The organism is Wolbachia endosymbiont of Chrysomya megacephala (genome assembly GCF_008245065.1).
GTDB lineage: Bacteria > Pseudomonadota > Alphaproteobacteria > Rickettsiales > Anaplasmataceae > Wolbachia.
On sequence record NZ_CP021120.1, the window covers coordinates 327,623 to 346,100 of the forward strand.

The window sequence follows — 18,478 nt, forward strand, 5'->3', positions numbered from 1 at the left end:
TACTTTACAACGTTTTTTGCACAAAAGGACTGGATTCTAGTGTCACGCGCTAGAATGACATCAACTTTTAAATTCCAGTTATGCAAGAAATCTATTCATTTGAAACTTGTTTGAGAAACGTAGCTATAAAAACCGCAGGTACCAGTTGGTTTTTATTAGCTAAAGTAAAGGTCAAATATCTGGAATTCTGAACATAAAATCCCCCTGTGAAAAAAAGATTAGAAAAAATGCAGTGCACATACGACAGAAATTAAGTATGTGTGTGTGCACCCACATACGCTGAAGAGGATACGCTACATTTTTTTGTTGTTTAATAGAAAAAGTCTGCAGACAAAGATAAATTTTTGAGCTCTAAAGATATCTCTAATTGTCATTATAATGAGATTTAAAATATGCGGAAGTAATTTTTTGTGTCCGCTTAGCAGGGTGGCAAAATAAGATAGACAGATACATTAAAACGCTCTTCAAATGTATCAATTCACTCCTTTCCTTTCTTCACTAACTCGTTCAGAACTTGGATTCTTCACTTCAGAATTTGGCTCCATTTGTTTAACTTTATCACCAACTATTTTTTCCACTTTCTCTATTTTATTATTACCACTGTCCATAATTGCAGGTAGAAAATCTTCCATCAAATTTAGCAATTTCTGCATATCTTCCTCATGAGTACTGAGGCCTTTTTCCAGAAGTCTGATCATATCAGCTTCTGAAAAATTTTGAATATTTCCATTCTTTACTAACTCTTGTATAGCAGATCGTTGCTCTTCATTTTTAAGCATTTTTATGATCCTTATTTTATTCTGGGCCTCTTTTGATTTTTCAGCGTTTTCAGGGTATACCATATCATCAATGAACTCTTTCTCTAATCTAGAGAAGTTAATCTTTTCCCAAGTCAATTCATCGATCACATCTTTCACAAAACTTTTCACTGCTTTTCCGCATTCAATTGCACCCTCTTTTACTTTACCAATACTTTTATCTGCATTTTCTTTTATTTCATCTCTATGCTGATATATGGCATAACCAATAGCAGCTATAGCCGCTATTGCTAAAAGCCCTAACAACGCTATTCCACCACCCAACAATGCACCAGCCACTCCCCCTATTGCTAATGTACCTACTAATGCACCTGTCAATGTTGTAAATGCTGCTCCACTTATAACTCCTTGAACTAACAGTTGGTTGCCTAAAGCTTCAAGTTTTTCCTCCATTACTAGATTTTTACCAACTTGCTCAGCTAGTTTTTTGAATTTTTCTCTTCCTGATAATTTTTTTGACACAGCTGTAAAAAATTTTTCGCTTTTCTCATTTTCTAATAAACTGATTATGTCTGCCTTTTTAATTGAATCTAAATTTTTCAGATCTTCATTTTGATCCAAAAACTTTCTTGCTTCTTCCTGTAAAGCTTTATCTCCTTGAATAATTTCAAATATACCTTGAGCAAGGTACTCGCTGTTACCAGTATCTAATGCACCACCTTGTACCATATTCAATTCCCATCAATTATAAATATGCCTAATTATATATACTAATTATTAATTATATTATAATTGACATAAAATAATTACTCCTTTCCAAATATGGAATTTGTATTACAATACCTAGATTATATGAAATCAAGGTATTTTATGGGTGAGAAAAAATTAAGAGCTGCTGTGGTGTTATCAGGATGCGGCCACCTCGACGGCACAGAGGTGAGAGAAGCAGTTTTAAGTTTGCTTGTGCTTGATCAGCAGGAAGTGGATGTTAAATGTTTTGCACCTGATATCAATATCACACAAGTTATGGATCACAAAACAAAAGAGGCGGTAAAAGAAAAAAGGAATGTACTTGTAGAAGCAGCAAGAATCGCAAGAGGTGAGATATATGACCTAAGAGAAGCTAAAGCTGAAAATTTTGACATGCTAGTCGTACCTGGTGGATATGGAGTTGCGAAAAATTTATCTGACTTAGCTGAAAATAAAACAGTAATGCCTGAGTTTGAAAGATTAGTCTCAGAGTTCTTTGTTGCAAAAAAGCCAATAGGAACTATATGTATATCTCCAGCCATTATTGTTTTAATTTTAAGTAGCAAAATAGGTAAAGAAGAAAGTAAGATTAAGGTAACTATAGGAGACGACAAAGACCAGTTGATAGAGAAGCTCGGCGGCGAACATATAACATGCGATACAAAGCTATCAATAGAAGACGAAAAGCATAATATATTTTCCTGCTCTGCTTATATGCGTAGTGATGAAAGTACACACTCTGTATATCAAGGAATAAAACACATGATTGACAGTATGGTGAAAAAAATTAATAAAAAAACCAAACAACCATTTCTCTAAAGTGTAGTTTCTTATACAATTAATTATGTCTGTTGCATTATTGTTGTAGCCAAAGTAATCTGTAATTGCTTATTAATGATAAGCTATATTTAGTATGTAAGTTTAGTTCTTTTTTTTATAGATATAAATATGTCAGATCTTTTTTATATTGAAAGTGAGTGTTGTGTAGATGGTCAGTGTGATACTTATGCAGGAGAAGTGAGTATTAATGATGTCATGTTGGGCAAGTTTAGTCTAAATTCACACAGTGGGAAAAAAGCCATGGTAAATATAGACATCGTTACATTCGATATCCATATTGCTATGGATGGCCAAGATGGAAAGACAATAAAAAGAGACCTCAAGAGTCCCGAATTTGTAATTAAAGATGACGGTTCCTGGTATATTAATAAGAATCTTGGTAATGATAAATTTGAAATTATAGTAAAGCAGTCATGATATGAAACATAGTGAGCGGAGCTTACTTTTTAGCAATGTTTACATACTTACTTAAAAAATGGAGATTATCTTAGCTGAACCACGCGGTTTCTGTGCAGGTGTTAAAAGAGCTGTAGACATATTAGCAATCACTTTAGAGAAATACAAAAATGAACGCCAAGTTTATGTACTACACGAAATCGTTCATAATAAATATATAGTAGAGGGCTTTAAGAAACAAGGAGTGGTTTTTGTAAGCAGCATAGAAGACATTAAAGACAATAGAGGAATATTGATCTTCAGTGCACATGGAGTGTCGAAAAGTATAGAGGATGAGGCAAAAAGAAAGGGTGTTCAAGTGATTGATGCAACATGTCCATTAGTTAGCAAAGTACATAAAGAGGCAAAAAGGTATGAGGATAGTGGTAAAGAATTAATTCTAATTGGACATGAAAATCATCCAGAAGTTAAAGGAATTATAGGAAGAGTAAGTAATCCTATATCTCTAGTGCAAACTATGCAAGACGTATACAATTTACAAATCAAAGATCCAGATAATTTATCTTATGTAACACAAACCACGTTAAGTATTGACGATACCAAAGAAATTATTGCTACACTGAAGCTCAGATTTCCAAGCATTACAGGCCCCGACTTAAAAGATATATGCTATGCAACACAAAATAGGCAGAACGCTGTTAAAAAATTGGCTAAAATTACAGACGTAGTGTTAATTGTAGGAAGCAAAAACAGTTCAAATTCAAACCGTTTATTAGACCTGTGCATTTCCACAGGAAAAAGAGCCTATTTGATTGATAATTATAAATGTATGAACAAAAATTGGTTGCAGGGCGCAGAAAAAATAGGAATTACTGCAGGTGCTTCTGCTCCTGATATATTAGTTGATGAGCTAGTAAATTACTTAAAAATAAATATGAATACAAAAGTTTCAGTCATGCCAGATGGATTCACTGAAAATGTTCAGTTCAAGTATACTAAATGGTAATGTGCAACAACGTGCGTCAAATCAAGTCTTTAGCTTAATTCAATTTTCAGTCTGTTGGAGAATAAAATATCAAGCTGAGATATAATTAATCCTCGTTTGTCAGGTTAAGTTGTGTCTAGCACAAATATAAAAAACCTTCATCATACAAAAGGGTTAATATTACTACTAATTTTATCAAAAACTTATAATATAAGTAATATTGTCATCTAATGTTTAATGAATTTCAATAAATTACCTTTTTAATTCTAGATGAGTATACACTTTGTTAATATGTTTGGGTCAAAACCCAAAAGTAAGTTTATGCTTTCTATAGGAAAAGAAGGCACAATGTTACTATATTTTAAAAATGATACTTTAAATAAAAGATATTTTGCTAAGGACAAAAATAATAAAGCTGTTTCTGACTTAATTTCATGTCTTTCATCAGATAAAAAAGCACCCTTATATCTGGTTCTCAATCACACTGATCAGAACTATTTGCTACAGTCTATCCCAAGAGTAAATAGGATTAGTGCTTATCTATCAGCAAAAACAAAAGTAGAGCATTTTGCTCATAATAACGATATAAATTCTATTCTCTTGGTCGAAAAGCCGAATAAATTTAATCAAAACTGGTGGTATCTATTTGTTTCATCAAAAGCAAATCATTTAATAGAATATTGGTTGGACGTGTTTGTTGAAATAGGCTCTAACTTTAAAGGAATATTAATGTTTCCTATAGAACTAGTCAGTATAGCAAAAAAGATTCTACACAAAGATCCTAGTAACTGGAAAATTATAGTTGCTGCAACTAAAACAGGTGGCTATAGACAAGTGGTTCTTAAAGAGAACAAAATGATATTTACACGTTTAATACCATTTACTAATGATAATTTACCAGGAATCATTGCTGGTGAAATATATCAGGAAGTGAAAAATACAATTCAATCTTTAACTAAGTTTGGATTTGAAAAAAATGACCCTGTCGACCTCTGCATTATAGTATCAGAAGCTATTAAATCTAGTTTATCAGTTATAAATTTTTCAGAGAATAGTGTGAACATATTGACTCCATATGAGCTGGGTAAACTATTGGGGGCAGAATTAGCTATAAGCGAAAAAGATAGCTTTTGTGATACTACAATTTTGTTTCACAGCTTTAAGAATAAGCCAACAGATGTTTTTAATACAAAAGAAACTAAAGAATTTTATCTATTCAATTACCTTTATTTAAACTCTCCTCGGATTTTTCTATACCTCCTTTTGACTTTAATTGTAATTAACACCTTTTGTTTGCGGAATTTGTATTCGAATTTTAATATTGCTGATAATTTATCTGCAAAGCGGAGTGCTTTAAATAACAAACTAATAAAACTTAGCCAAAGCTATAATGTAAAAAAGATAGATGAAGTTTACGATTTTATTAATATCAATAATATTTTATCAAAAATAGAGTACTCTCCTCTCACACAAGTTAAGTATGTAGAAAAGCTAAAAGTACCAGATGTAGAGCTTCAATTATTTGAGTGGAATTATAATGAGGCAAAAAGTTATATTACCACAACTTTAAGGTTTAATTTTCAATCTGGTAAAGACATTTCTTATCAATACGAGAAACTACAGAAAAATTTAAACGATAATTTCCGTACTCATGATATTAGTATTTCTAGCTTACCTACTACTAAAGAGAAAAATCTATCTATTGATGTTGAAATAGGAGAGGCAATGTAGATTGATGACTATCTCTCAACTAAAAAGAAAAGCTACAATTCAGTGCATATATTACTTATTGTTATCTGTTGTATTAATAGGGTTATCAACGTGTTTTATTATCTATAACAAAAAGGTTTATAATAAAAATCAAACTGCAGCTGAAGAAATACGCTCTATTAATTTACAGATCATTGAAATTCAAAAGAAAGAAGTCGTTCTAAATAAAAACCTAGATTTATGGAAAAGAATTTCTTCTTCAAATTTACATAGTAGCAGATACATTACAAATTTAAATTTTGAGCTTAACAAGCTATATAAAAAACACTACATGTTAGAACCTGAAATATCAATTTCTATACCTGAAGAAGCTGAACTCCACAATAAAAGTGAACATACAAAAGTAATAAGAAGTGAAGTGGTTCTAAGTTTAAGCTCAATTAGCGATAAGCATATTTTTTTATTTCTACAGTCTATTCCAAATCTTCCTGGTTATGTTATGATCAGATCTCTTACCTTGAATAAGCAGAGAAATATAGATGCTAAAGTTATAAACCAGATTTTAAGTGGTAATATGATAGAGATAGTGAGAGCTAGTATAGTTTTTGATTGGTATACCATATTAAGTAGATGAATATAAAGTTGTTTTTTATTTTTACGCTGCTGTTTTTTAATGTTAGTGCATATTGCAATTGCGAAGATCTTGTAGAAAATATAGGGATTTGTAAAAAATATTCTTGCCAACAGCATATTAGTAATGAAGATTTTATTGAGCATAAAATATTAGGGTTAAATAGTGAAAATTTATGTGTATATATAGAAAGACAAGGCAATGATGAAATGGTCTGTCATCATTCTAATGATGGAATGATTATAGAAAAGAAGTACTTAAAAAGTATTTTAAAAGTTGGAAATCAAGAAATAAATGACTTCATTGATATAGCAAATTTGCGTGCGAAGGAGTGTTTTTTTATCAACAATTATTATATAGATCGAGACGATATAATAAAAGAGGCAGCAGAGAGTACTTTATCGCAATATGGTAGCATAAAAAGCATTTTTTTTGATGAAGAGCAGGTTAATAGAATAGTTAGTGAGATGGAAAAGTTTAACTTACAGTCTTCAGGAGTTACAGAGGAAGAAAATTTCAATTGTAAAGTAGTCAGTTTAGATTCAATTTTATACTTTTCCCCCGATACATGGAAAATATGGGTAAATGGAAAGTTGTTTATAAATACTAAGGATTTAAAAGTGCACTCAGTAACTGAAAATTATGTAACTTTTTCATGGGCTGTAAACCAAAAGATAACAAAAGAACGGATAAGCAATTCTAAAAATGTACATTTTGGACATGGAGGTATTATGTTTACGCTTTATCCAGAACAAAAATTTGATTTAGATAGTTTATCTATTAAATAATCTAATACATCTGCGCTTGTAGCTCAGTTGGATAGAGCGTTGCCCTCCGGAGGCAAAGGTCGCGGGTTCGAATCCCTCCAAGCGCGTTTTTAATTAAATTTGACAATAATACTCTCACATAAGATAATAAAGAGATTTATTTTAAAGCATAATTATGTCTAGTGGTACTATAAATAAAGTCATATTAGTTGGTAATCTAGGAAAAGATCCTGAAATTAGGACTACACAAAATGGAAAAGAGATGGCAAGTTTTTCAATAGCCACGTCTGAAAGTTGGACTGACAAATTTTCTGGTACGCGCTCTGAAAAGACAGAATGGCATAATATTGTAATTTTTAGTGAAGGATTAGTAAAAATTGTTAAGGATTTTGCGCGCAAAGGTAGTAAAGTTTACGTTGAAGGTTCTCTGAGAACTAGAAAATGGACTGACCAAAATGGTAGCGAAAGGTATACGACAGAGGTGGTGCTATATAACTTTAATAGTGTCCTTACCCTTTTAGATTCACGAAACAGTATGTCAAACTCTGATTACAAGCCAAGTGAATACAAACAAAATGAAACAGAACAAAAAGATAAACACGGAAGTTTTGACAACGATATAAAAGACGAACTAATCGATGATGAAATACCATTTTAATAACTTCAATTGAAATCTACATTTTTATGGACTGCTTGTGTTACTCCTTTTAATTGCAGTGGAGATAGTATAGATTACCAAAGCTTGCAGCGTTTACTAACAATGCAAGCTGAAACTGAAAATGGTGTAGTGTTGCTAGGTAGCACAGGTGAAAGCTTATCACTTACTGATTCTGAAAAGCGCACATTAGTTGAATTTGTATGTGAGCTAAAATTAAATACGAAAATTATAATTGGTGTACCAGGAGTGAATCTATATCAGACTCTTGAATGGCTTGATTTTTGCAAGGGTATGCCTATTCATGGCTATCTAATGACAACTCCCATTTATGCAAAGCCTGGAATCATGGGGCAAACTTTATGGTTTGAAAAGCTGCTTGAAAAAGCACATGTGCCAGCCATGCTTTACAATATTCCATCAAGAGCAGGAGTGAGTCTTCACGCTGAAACTGTACGCAACTTATCCAGCCACGAAAAATTTTGGGCTATCAAAGATTCAAGTGGCACCGTTGATACTTTAACTCAGTATAAGAAAGTTGCACCAAATATTGAGGTCTTTTGCGGAGATGATAATATGATACCCGATATGGCTGCTAAGGGTGCGGCTGGTCTGGTTTCTGTTGCTGCCAATGTTTGGCCAAGTGTAGTACATGAATATGTTAAGCAATGCATGAGTGGCGAGAACCCTCAGGCAGACAGTTGGCAACAAGCTTGCAAAACTCTATTTACTGCCAGCAATCCAATACCTACTAAAGCACTCTTGCATGACATTGGGCTTATAGAACACAAAACTGTTCGTCTACCACTAAGCACAGAAGACTTGCCTTCTATTGAAACATTGAGGCAAGCTAATAAAATGATTCTTGGATGGAAAGAATTGACTAATAGCTAAAGCTAGGAACACACATCATCAACTTCTACACCTGCATCAAATAAACTAACTTGTTATAAGAAAACTAACCATGTGAAATTCTTGTTGATATGACTTAATGAATAATTATTTTAGGTTACTAAGTTATTTAAGAAACTTTGATAATATTTAGCCCACTTACTTTTCTATTTTCCATGTCACGATGAGCCTCTATTATTTCATCAAATTTATATTTTTTATTAATTCGTACAATTAAAAGTTTTTTTCTTATCATTTCAAAAATTTCCATTGCAGTAAGCACTAACGTAAGTCTATTGTGCTTGTAGTGATATATCGAAGTTCCAGCTGCAAATAACGAACGCGAACTAAGTAAAGAGAAATTAATAGGAGCATTACCTGATATCTGCCCATAGGAAACATATATGCCAAACTTACCTAAAGATTCAAAAGAGAGCTTGCTTGTAGCGTAACCTATAGGGTCATACACTGCACCTACTCCTCTATTTTTCGTAATCTCCATGATTTTAGAAACGAAGTCTTTATCATTGTAGTTTATTGCGTATGTGCAGCCACTTTGTAAAGCTATCTTCATTTTTTCGTCAGAGCTTATAGAACCTATCACTATACCTTTTTTATCCTTTGCCCATTGGCATATTATTTGCCCCAAACCACCATTAGCTCCATGAACTAGTACAAAAGCACCAGGCCTGATTTTATAAGATTGATTAACTAAATAGTGAGCTGTCATACCTTTAAACAATACTGCAGCAGCAACTTCATCAGGTATATCATTCGGAATTTTTATCAAATATTTCTGGTGTACAATGCGCTTTTCACAATATGCCCCTGGAGGAGCTGTGCAATATCCAACTCTATCTCCAACCTTAAGTCCATCACTAATTTTTTTACCAAGCTTTTCAACAACTCCTACTGCCTCTACTCCAAGTACTGATGGCAGATCTTTAATTTTGCGTGTACCTTTTCTGTGTTCTAAATCATAACGATTTAAGCCGATAGTTGTATGACGTATTAAGACTTCCTCATCTTTTGGCTCACCTATGCTCTTATCTACAAATTCTAATACTTCTGGCCCCCCAGTTTTTTTAATTTGTATAGCTCTAACCATGATAAATGTAAGACAAAAACTTTAATTATGTTATCTAGCAATTAATATTTTTGCAAAATGTTATTTAGAGTTTATACACTACATAAGCGTATTGTTAATAGTTTTGAGGCACAAATTATCATGAACAGAGAAATTTGGCTTTATGGTGTTTTATTCAATGTGTTGTGCAAAGTGGATGAAGATAATGATTTGGATGTTAACAATGTAATAAAAAAAATAAAAGAAAGGTTAGAATATAGAATACAAAAATCAGATAAAAAAAGAGATTATTGTAAATATTTATATACTTCTTGGGAAAAAAAAGGATTTGATATTAATCACCAATTTGACTTGAAAGATTATGATGGCTTTCCAATAGATAGTCTTTTTTCTATTGCCATTAATTATAAATTATACACTTTAACAAATTTAGCGCAAGTTTTAATAAAAGCAGGAGCTAATGTGCAAAATGAAAAAGGATATTTACATGCCTGCGTTTTGGCTCGTTCTCCAGATATATTAAAAGCTCTCATAAAAGCGGGAGTAAATGATAACCCAAATGAAAACTATGGTGGAAATACCGCTTTAGACTATGTTGCTAAATTATATGGTAGAGATAAGTCAACGAAATCCAAGGATTGCTGTAAAATTCTAATTGAGCATACATTAGAAAAAAAACCCAACATAGAAATACCAGATTCTGTAAAAAATAATAAGGAGTTGGCTCAATGTTGGAATGCTTGTGAAGCAAATAATGAAGGATGGGAATTAGCAACAACGAACACTGAAACACAAGTAGTCAGTGTGCAAAAAGCAAATAAGAGCTCCTGCTCAATTCAATAGATGTATCGTACAACCTTGTTCGGATTACAATAGGAAAAGGTTTGTTATTTAAGCTTAAAAAACGTATATGATAGTGTTATTTCACTTAAATCTTTTGTACTATTGTCACGCATTATTTCAGGGTCTACGTAAAAGGATACGGGCATAGCCGCTTTTTGTTTTGGTAGCAGCATTTGCTCTTCAAAACAAAAGCATGCAACTTTATTGAAATATTTACCTGCTTTAAAAGGTGTGACATTATACACTGCCATTCCAAAAGAAGGCTGATCAGATAAATTTTTTGCATAATAAAATACTAAACTTTGTTGCCCTATATTTGTATCGATGTAGTTAGTTTCTGATTTAAATTCCCAAGGCAGACCTGATATTATATCAGCATTAAGGTGAACCCTGATTTTTTGGTCAGTTGCATTTATTGTTGCATTAGTTACTTTTCTCGTTGTGCCACCATATCCAGTAGCTTTACAAAAGATGCTATACAACGGTACTGAAGCATATGCAAGACACAGCATCAATACCACTAAAGATATTAGGAGGAAAACTATAGAACTTTTATTGTTTCCCCTTAAAAAGGAAATCATCTAATCCTTATTGTTGAACAAGTTAAGTAACCTGAGTAAATTGAGGAATATATTGATGAAGTCAAAGTAAAGATTAGTTGCACCAAGTATTGCCAGCTTAGTAGTTGCAACTTCTGAGCCATCATTATATCTATAATAAACATCTTTGATTCTCTGAGCATCGTATGCGGTCATTAAAGTAAACACTATCACTGATACAAACGATATTGCAAAATAGAGAGGACTGCTTCCAAGAAACAGATTAACTATAGATGCAATGATTAACCCCCAGATTCCCATAATCAAAAAAGAACCCATGCTGGTAAGATCTTTTTTTGTAGTATTACCATATAAAGCCATAGAACCAAACATGATCGATGTAATGAAAAATGCTCTCGCTATATTTTCTGCAGTATAAATTATAAAAATATGAGATAAAGAAATTCCCATTAAAACTGAGAATAGAAAAAATACAGTAAGTGTTGACTGAGCACTTAGGTGTTGAAGCCTAAAAGACATATAAAACACCAATGCAACTGGAGATAGCATTACCACAAGCGATAGAACAGGATTGGAATAAATCACCTGGAAAAGACCAGAAAACACTGTTAAAAACGCAACAAGCCCTGTAACACCTAAAGCTAAAGCCATATAATTGTATACTTTAGTTAGGTAACTCCTGAGTCCAGCACTATAATAAACGCCCTGAGAGCGAATATCCTGTTCGTTTTTCATATAAGACATATGTAACTCCTTATTATCTCTTGATGATATATTATAATACAATACAGCGTTTTTATCAAGTATAAAATGACATACTACAATTGAATGGTGTGGTATGCAATTAGAGAATTTCTTCCATAACTATAAGCAAATCGGTTTTCAGCAGCATTTAACTATTATAACAACCTCTGGCAATAGAAATTACTTTCACCATTCCCTCTATCATGATTTAAGGGGAATGGTGAAAGTAGTTTTTGCATTTACTAAAGCATTCTTCTTATAGATACTATACCAACAATCCACTATTTTTTCTATGTCTCGCGGTTTAACCTCCGGACCTATACTGATTCTAATTGAACATTCTGCTTGCTCTTTTGTTGCTCCCATTGCAAGCAAAACATGAGAAGGCCCAACTTTTCCAGAAGAGCATGCAGAACCATTGCTGACTGCAATATTATTTAAGTCAAAATGCATGAGCTGCAGATCATTCTTTACCCTCGGCATATAAATAAAACTTGTATTTGGCAATCTTTCAGAATTTCTGCCAAAGATCTTGATATCACTGACAAGACTTAATAATTCACACTCCAATTGATCACGCAGCTTCTCCACTTCATTCATTTTTGATAGAAGATCTGGAATGTTTTGCAATGCAGCAGAAAGACCTGCAATTGCAACAATGTTTTCTGTACCACCACGCAATCCTCTTTCTTGCCCACCACCTATTATAGTAGGTTCTATTACAAGCTTTTTGTCAAATATTAAAACTCCACTACCTGCTATACCACCAAATTTGTGAGCAGATAAAGTAAGTAAATCCACTCCTAAATCTTCCATATTTACTTTGATTTTCCCAACACTTTGAGCAGCGTCAGTGTGACAGATTGCCCCGAATTTATGTGCTATTTTAGCTATTTCCTTAACAGGCTGGATAACTCCAGTTTCGTTATTAGCCATCATCACTGAAATTATTACTTTATTCCCTTCAAGTTCGCTTAGAATTTTCTCTAGCTCTAAAAAGTCAACAATACCCTCTTGATTAACGGGTATTATATGTGGATTACATGCAGAATTAAGAATTGAAGGATGCTCTGTAGCTGAAATTACATGCAGATAGCCTTTCATTCCTCTCATGACGAGGTTGTTTGCTTCAGTTGCACCAGACGTAAAAACTATTTCTTTATCATCTGGAATGCTAAGAGCATCACGTACGTTATCTCTTACCTCTTTAAGAATCTTCCTCGCTTCTTGTCCTCTTTTATGCAGAGATGATGGATTTAGTGTTTGTTTTGACAAAATCTCAAGTATACTTTTTTTTACATTTTTACTCACTGGAGCAGTTGCATTATAATCAGCATACACGCAACTACTTTCTTCCAGAGAGAATAAACTCACAGGCTTATTTGTCACTTACCATTAACCAATTATGTATGTTAACTTTAACACGATAAAAAATTTATTGCAAAAACAGTGAAATTAATACATAATTAATAAATAATTTACATTATCAAGCCCTGTCAAAACAGGTTTTTATTAGGAGCAATCATGGTAGAAGTCTTTTTAAATAATGCAACAAAAAAGATAGAAGGTAGATATCATCAAAGCAAAGATACCAATGCACCAGTTGTGCTAATTTTACATCATCACCCTCAATATGGTGGTAGTATGGATAGTAAGATTATACATACTATATATGAATCTTTTATCGATAATAACTTTTCTGCATTGACAATTAATTTTCGTGGTGTCGGAAAATCTACCGGAACTTTTGATAAGGGTATAGGAGAATTAACTGATGCTGCAGTAGCTATTGATTGGCTTCAGGAGCATAACTCTAACAACGTTCCAATTTGGATAGTCGGTTTTTCTTTTGGAGCATGGGTAGCTATGCAGTTGACAATGCGCCGTCCAGAGATAGTAAGTTTTGTTGCCCTTTCTCTTCCAGCAACTAAGTACGATTTCTCTTTTCTCTCTCCTTGCCCAGTTCCTGGACTTATAATACAAAGTAATAATGATACAATTTCAGAAGAAAGCGATGTAACAGAATTAGCACAAAGGTTAATAAATTCGGTAAAAAATAACCATATGGAATACCATATAGTAGACGATACTAACCACTTTTTAAGGGATAAAGAAGAGGAAGTAGCTCAAATTATAGATAATTATATAAAACTACGCTTAAACAGTGCAGTCACTTCCTCCAAAAAAGTTAAAAAAGAGATAAGGGTAAAAGAATATGCCTAACTTTACAAATGAGAGAAATGAACGTATTAATATAAATAAAAAAAGTCTTGTTATGTTTAGGCAATTATTATTTCTCGTTTTAGCAATGTTTATGCTGTCAGGATGCTTTCTAAGTAAACAGCGTAAGTTAAAGAGTCCGTGTATAAAAAATAATGAAAGCATTTCATGCGAATTATACTCCGTTAATGACCATTGGTTAAATAAGTACAAGTTATAGGTAGCTTTGTATTGTACTTGTTTCTTCCATTTACAGCTTTACTAATGATCGGTTTTTTAACTGAAAAATGTGATCTGCTTTTTCTGCAAGGATATAGTTGTGTGTTACTATAAGCATAGAGCTGTTATTTTCCTTTACATATGAATGTAACAGCAAAAATACATTCAAAGAATTTGTTGGGTCTAAATTTCCCGTTGGCTCATCTGCAAGTAAAAGCTTTGGAGAGTTTACAATGCTTCTTGCAATTGCAACCCTCTGCCTTTCTCCACCAGAAATTTCAGATACCATACTACTTGCTTTACTTTCCAAACCAAATTTTTCCAATATTGCTTGCGATTTTTTTTTTGCTTCAGCTTTGCTTCTTCTTGCAATAAGCTGAGGAAGCATAACGTTTTCCAACACTGATAACTCTTGTAATAAATAGTGAAATTGATAAACAAAGCTAAGAAAATTTCTTCTTACATGAGTTTTATATTTATTGCTGGCTTGCGTACAATTTACTCCATCTATTGTCACTACACCTAAAGTTGGCTTATCCAATAGGCCTGCAATTTGCAATATAGTTGTTTTTCCTGATCCTGAACTGCCGATCAATGCAACTACTTGCCCTCTTGTAAGACTCAGATTGATATCTTCTACAATAGCAGGACTTTTTTTGAAGCTCTTACTCACAGAAGCTAGCTCTAGTGCTACATCACTGTCCATATTATAAAAAGATCCAGGAGGGAGAATTAGACCGAGAAACTGTTACCACACCCACATCGAGACTTAGCGAGAGCATTCTTGATTTGAAAACCAGAACCACTTAGATCTTCAGTATAATCTATAGTTGAATTATTTAAAAATTTCGCTGAACAATTATCAACCATTAACACAGGGTTTCCATTCTCATCATTAATTACTATATCTTTACCTTTTTCACTAAAACTGGAGTGGCTTCTATAATCCTCGCTATCTTCGTCATCGTCAAAATCGTCGTCTTCATCATCGTCAAAATCGTCACCCAAAGACATCTTCTTATTTATTTGATCCATAAGAAAATTATACTTGAAGCCAGAGCATCCACCACCTGAAACTGCAACCCGCAAAACAGAACTCTCATCTCCTTCCTGTTCTACAAGGGAGTGGATTTTCCTTAATGCATTGTCAGTTAAGCTAATATTGTAATCTGTTGACATAACAACCACCGTTCATTATTGATAACCTATTATAGTAGAAATTTTACATGTCAAACAATAATTTTCTATTAAGTTACGCGTGCTTTCCAAATAAAACAAAAGGAAGAAATTTCAAAGAGCCAGAAGACAAAAATCGCAGCTGCTTTCAGCGTGATAGGGACCGCATTATTCACTCTAATGCGTTTAGGAAATTGGGGTACAAAACACAAGTTTTTATCAATTATGAGCATGACTACTATCGCACTCGGCTAACTCATAGCCTTGAAGTTGCACAAATTGCAAGATCCATTGCTCGTAGACTTGGCTTAGATGAGGACATCACTGAATGCATAGCGCTTGCACATGACCTTGGTCATCCTCCATTTGGTCACACAGGTGAGGATGCTCTAGTTCAAGTTGATAAGGAGAAGTATAAGTTTGATCATAATGTTCAAGCTATAAGGATTTTAACTTATCTTGAACAAAAACATGCTGACTTTAATGGCATGAATCTAAGTTGGGAAGTGATTGAAGGTGTTGCAAAGCATAACGGTCCCTTGCTTGGTCAAAACGCGGAGTCTTCTACAAATAATCAGCTGCTATTAAAATATAATGAAAAATATGATCTAAAACTTGAAGAATTTTCAAGCATTGAAGCACAAGTTGCTTCGATTGCTGATGACATCGCTTATAGTGTTCATGATCTTGATGATGCACTCAGGGCAAATTTAGTAATAACCGAAGATTTGCTCGATGTTCCTTTAATTGGCAAAATGTTCAAAGAAGTAAAAAGCGAACATTCAGAATTGGCTCAAAGCAAACTCATACATGAATCACTGAGTAGAACTATAGGAATTATGATAAATGATGTCGTTTTTCAGACTGAAAGAAATATTAAAGACTACAAAATAAAAAGCGTAGAAGATGTAAGGAGCTTAAATAATATGCTAGTCACATTTTCACCAGAAGTTGCAAATGCCACAAAAGAGATGAAAAATTTCAACATGGAAAAAATATACAGAAGTTATAAACTGACCAGAACAATGAACAAAGCAAAACGTATAGTACAGGAGCTTTTTCAATGCTTTTATGAAAACCCAGGGTTATTACCTATAGAGTGGAACAAACTTGCTTGTGAATCTCAGCGTTCAGTAATAATATGTGATTATATCTCAGGTATGACAGATAGATTTGCCATACACGAGCACAGAAGAATTTTTGATACCTCATACGAAATGACTTCTTTCTAATGACTGATGATTATTTCATGTCGATCGCATTAAAACTTGCAGAAAAAAGTCTTGGAAGTGTTGCACCAAATCCCGCTGTTGGATGTATCATTGTAAAAAACGGTATGGTGATCGGTGAAGGCTACACAGGAATCGGTGGACGTCCACATGCAGAAGTAGTTGCTTTGCAAAATGCTAAAGATTTAACTCATGGTGCAACTATGTACGTCACTCTTGAACCATGCTGCCACTTTGGAGTTACAGAACCTTGCACTGCAGAAATCATAAAATCAGGAATAAAAAGAGTAGTAATTGCAGCAATTGATCCAGATAGTAGAGTTTCAGGTGGAGGAATTAAAGCTCTGAAAGAAGCAGGAATTGAAGTTGAGCAAGGTATTATGCAAAAAGAGGCAGAAGTATTGAATGTCGGTTTTTTCACCACTAAAGAATTTCATAGACCATTCATAGCTTGCAAAATCGCAACAACTCTTGACGGAAAAATCGCAACATTTACAGGTGATAGCAAATGGATAACAAGTGAAGATACGAGAAATTGGGTACATGAGCTCAGAGCAAAATATGATGCAATTATGATTGGCAGTAGTACCCTTATCAATGACGATCCTCTCTTAACTTGCAGATTACCAGGACTCGAAGACAGGTCGCCAATAAGGCTAATTATCGATAGCCAAGGGAAATTGAAGGAAGAGCATAATATTGCAAAAACTGCAGACAAAATAACAACTTGGGTGATTACAAACAGAGAAATAGAGAAAAAAATAAAAAACATTAATTATTTGATAGTCAATTCAAATCACAAACCTCCTGTTATTCCAGATGTTACCCCAACACACTCTCCTGTCATTCCAATACCTTCTCCTGTCATCCCAGTGCCCAGACACTGGGATCCAGAAAACTTCAAGCAATTGCATAATGAAAACTGGTCACGCGCTGGAATGACATCGGAGCCTGACATTATCGATAAAGTCTGCCTAAAAGACATGGCATCAAAACTTGTTTCAGAAATTGGCATAACAAGGTTATTAGTTGAAGGTGGAGGAATATTAATTACAGAGCTATTAAAGCATAATTTGATTGATAGATTAATAATCTGTCGCAGTGGTAAAATTCTAGGCAATGATGCCACTCCTTTTATAGGAGATCTAGGGATTCAATCCATAAACAACTGCCATAAATTCAAAAAAGTAAAGATAATAGAGTTCAGTGAGGATGTAGTTGAGGTGTGGGATAGATCTTACGTACCTAAATGATAGAGAAAAGAAGTAGAGATAACTCTACCTCTTTTTTTCTCGATTTAAAACTGCTTACTTCTGAGCAATTTTTGATAGAGCTGCATTTACTGCAACCTCTCCTAATTTAGCTTGAACTTCATTCTTTAAAGCTTCAGGATCTTTATCACCTACCGCAACTGTTAATGACTTAGAATCAGGAGCCATAGCTAACCTTTCTTTCATTTCAGCAAGCTGACCTTCACCATCTACGCTAATTAATTCCAATTTATAGTTATCATTATCGTTAGCAACAGCAACGTGTTTAAATTTAACTTCAACTGATTTATTTTTTAGCAACACATTCAGAGTTACTTCATCACCAACATTTTTACCATTTGTTAATGCTTCATAATCATCTTTTGAAAGTTTCAGATTTAATTTCTGATTTTCTTCAACAACTTCACCACTCTTTACCATATCACCAAGAAGAACAAAGAAATCTGTATCTTTAACATTCACTCCTATTTCTTCATTCTTATGCATTTGCTGATATGAAGCATAAGCTGCTGCGGCAAAATATACAGCGACAATAAACAGAACTGCAATTCCAGCAGGGCTAGCAATAAGTGCTAAAGACGCAGGTCCAGCAATTACTTTAGTAGCAATCAATAATGTTGTTATTGCTGCTGCTAAAGATGCAGTTGCAACTGTACTTTCAATACTCATTTTTGTTATGGGTGCTATATTTTTCAATTTCCATATAGTAGTCATAATTACTTCCTCCTTAATTAAGGTTAATAAAA

General features: G+C 33.5%; 20 protein-coding genes and 1 tRNA gene. 13 read left to right on the forward strand and 8 right to left on the reverse strand.

Annotated features, from left to right (window positions below; all coding sequences use genetic code 11):
* Positions 1-473: 473 nt before the first annotated feature.
* A complete protein-coding gene (locus CAI20_RS01455; protein ID WP_149168715.1) occupies positions 474-1,487 on the reverse strand; it encodes a hypothetical protein in 1,014 nt (337 codons plus the stop codon).
* 141 nt (positions 1,488-1,628) lie between these two features.
* On the opposite strand from CAI20_RS01455, the gene elbB reads away from it, so the two are divergent.
* From elbB to dapA, 9 genes are all read left to right on the forward strand, one after another.
* Positions 1,629-2,327: an isoprenoid biosynthesis glyoxalase ElbB gene (gene elbB, locus CAI20_RS01460; RefSeq protein WP_007302219.1), complete on the forward strand. Its 699-nt coding sequence runs from the start codon at positions 1,629-1,631 to the stop codon at positions 2,325-2,327.
* Positions 2,328-2,456: 129 nt separating this feature from the next.
* Entirely contained in the window at positions 2,457-2,765 is a 309-nt protein-coding gene (locus tag CAI20_RS01465) for a hypothetical protein (protein WP_007302220.1), read from the forward strand.
* Positions 2,766-2,823: 58 nt separating this feature from the next.
* Complete coding sequence (gene ispH, locus CAI20_RS01470) at positions 2,824-3,750, forward strand: 4-hydroxy-3-methylbut-2-enyl diphosphate reductase (RefSeq protein ID WP_007302221.1); 927 nt, start codon at positions 2,824-2,826, stop codon at positions 3,748-3,750.
* 270 nt (positions 3,751-4,020) lie between these two features.
* Complete coding sequence (locus CAI20_RS01475) at positions 4,021-5,460, forward strand: hypothetical protein (protein ID WP_019236785.1); 1,440 nt, start codon at positions 4,021-4,023, stop codon at positions 5,458-5,460.
* Positions 5,461-5,464: 4 nt separating this feature from the next.
* Positions 5,465-6,073, forward strand: coding sequence for a hypothetical protein (locus tag CAI20_RS01480; protein ID WP_007302223.1), 609 nt, complete (start codon positions 5,465-5,467; stop codon positions 6,071-6,073).
* On the forward strand, positions 6,070-6,858 hold the full coding sequence (locus CAI20_RS01485) for a hypothetical protein (protein ID WP_052264933.1): 789 nt from the start codon (positions 6,070-6,072) through the stop codon (positions 6,856-6,858). The genes CAI20_RS01480 and CAI20_RS01485 overlap by 4 nt, the downstream gene beginning before the upstream one ends.
* A 12-nt stretch (positions 6,859-6,870) precedes the next feature.
* Positions 6,871-6,944 (forward strand) — tRNA-Arg (locus tag CAI20_RS01490).
* 68 nt (positions 6,945-7,012) lie between these two features.
* On the forward strand, positions 7,013-7,495 hold the full coding sequence (ssb, locus tag CAI20_RS01495; protein WP_149168716.1) for a single-stranded DNA-binding protein: 483 nt from the start codon (positions 7,013-7,015) through the stop codon (positions 7,493-7,495).
* Between the two features lie 9 nt (positions 7,496-7,504).
* Complete coding sequence (gene dapA / locus CAI20_RS01500; RefSeq protein WP_012481921.1) at positions 7,505-8,386, forward strand: 4-hydroxy-tetrahydrodipicolinate synthase; 882 nt, start codon at positions 7,505-7,507, stop codon at positions 8,384-8,386.
* 127 nt (positions 8,387-8,513) lie between these two features.
* Here the strand turns inward: dapA and CAI20_RS01505 are convergent, their stop codons facing one another.
* Positions 8,514-9,491 (reverse strand): quinone oxidoreductase family protein, encoded by a 978-nt coding sequence (locus CAI20_RS01505; protein WP_007302226.1) that lies wholly within the window; start codon positions 9,489-9,491, stop codon positions 8,514-8,516.
* 120 nt (positions 9,492-9,611) lie between these two features.
* On the opposite strand from CAI20_RS01505, the gene CAI20_RS01515 reads away from it, so the two are divergent.
* A complete protein-coding gene (locus CAI20_RS01515) occupies positions 9,612-10,313 on the forward strand; it encodes an ankyrin repeat domain-containing protein (RefSeq protein ID WP_019236787.1) in 702 nt (233 codons plus the stop codon).
* 44 nt (positions 10,314-10,357) lie between these two features.
* Here CAI20_RS01515 and CAI20_RS01520 read toward each other — a convergent pair whose 3' ends face one another.
* The 3 genes from CAI20_RS01520 to CAI20_RS01530 all read right to left on the reverse strand — a co-directional run bounded on the left by CAI20_RS01520 (position 10,358) and on the right by CAI20_RS01530 (position 13,006).
* Positions 10,358-10,894 (reverse strand): cytochrome c oxidase assembly protein, encoded by a 537-nt coding sequence (locus tag CAI20_RS01520; protein WP_010407017.1) that lies wholly within the window; start codon positions 10,892-10,894, stop codon positions 10,358-10,360.
* Positions 10,895-11,617: a Bax inhibitor-1/YccA family protein gene (locus CAI20_RS01525; RefSeq protein ID WP_007302228.1), complete on the reverse strand. Its 723-nt coding sequence runs from the start codon at positions 11,615-11,617 to the stop codon at positions 10,895-10,897. It lies immediately after the preceding gene.
* A 201-nt stretch (positions 11,618-11,818) separates the two neighbouring features.
* Positions 11,819-13,006 (reverse strand): cysteine desulfurase family protein, encoded by a 1,188-nt coding sequence (locus tag CAI20_RS01530; protein WP_007302229.1) that lies wholly within the window; start codon positions 13,004-13,006, stop codon positions 11,819-11,821.
* 135 nt (positions 13,007-13,141) lie between these two features.
* On the opposite strand from CAI20_RS01530, the gene CAI20_RS01535 reads away from it, so the two are divergent.
* Positions 13,142-13,840, forward strand: a complete 699-nt coding sequence (locus CAI20_RS01535; RefSeq protein WP_007302230.1) for an alpha/beta hydrolase — start codon at positions 13,142-13,144, stop codon at positions 13,838-13,840.
* Positions 13,841-14,087: 247 nt separating this feature from the next.
* On the opposite strand, the gene CAI20_RS01545 is transcribed toward CAI20_RS01535, so the two are convergent.
* The gene (locus CAI20_RS01545) at positions 14,088-14,762 is read right to left on the reverse strand and encodes an ABC transporter ATP-binding protein (protein WP_019236789.1); all 675 of its coding nucleotides are present in this window, start codon (positions 14,760-14,762) and stop codon (positions 14,088-14,090) included.
* A gap of 26 nt (positions 14,763-14,788) precedes the next feature.
* Entirely contained in the window at positions 14,789-15,235 is a 447-nt protein-coding gene (locus tag CAI20_RS01550; RefSeq protein WP_019236790.1) for a HesB/IscA family protein, read from the reverse strand.
* A gap of 47 nt (positions 15,236-15,282) precedes the next feature.
* On the opposite strand from CAI20_RS01550, the gene CAI20_RS01555 reads away from it, so the two are divergent.
* Positions 15,283-16,464: a deoxyguanosinetriphosphate triphosphohydrolase gene (locus CAI20_RS01555; RefSeq protein WP_149168717.1), complete on the forward strand. Its 1,182-nt coding sequence runs from the start codon at positions 15,283-15,285 to the stop codon at positions 16,462-16,464.
* A complete protein-coding gene (gene ribD, locus CAI20_RS01560; RefSeq protein ID WP_149168718.1) occupies positions 16,464-17,714 on the forward strand; it encodes a bifunctional diaminohydroxyphosphoribosylaminopyrimidine deaminase/5-amino-6-(5-phosphoribosylamino)uracil reductase RibD in 1,251 nt (416 codons plus the stop codon). The genes CAI20_RS01555 and ribD overlap by 1 nt, the downstream gene beginning before the upstream one ends.
* A gap of 54 nt (positions 17,715-17,768) precedes the next feature.
* Here ribD and CAI20_RS01565 read toward each other — a convergent pair whose 3' ends face one another.
* Entirely contained in the window at positions 17,769-18,446 is a 678-nt protein-coding gene (locus CAI20_RS01565; protein ID WP_149168719.1) for a hypothetical protein, read from the reverse strand.
* Positions 18,447-18,478: the final 32 nt, after the last annotated feature.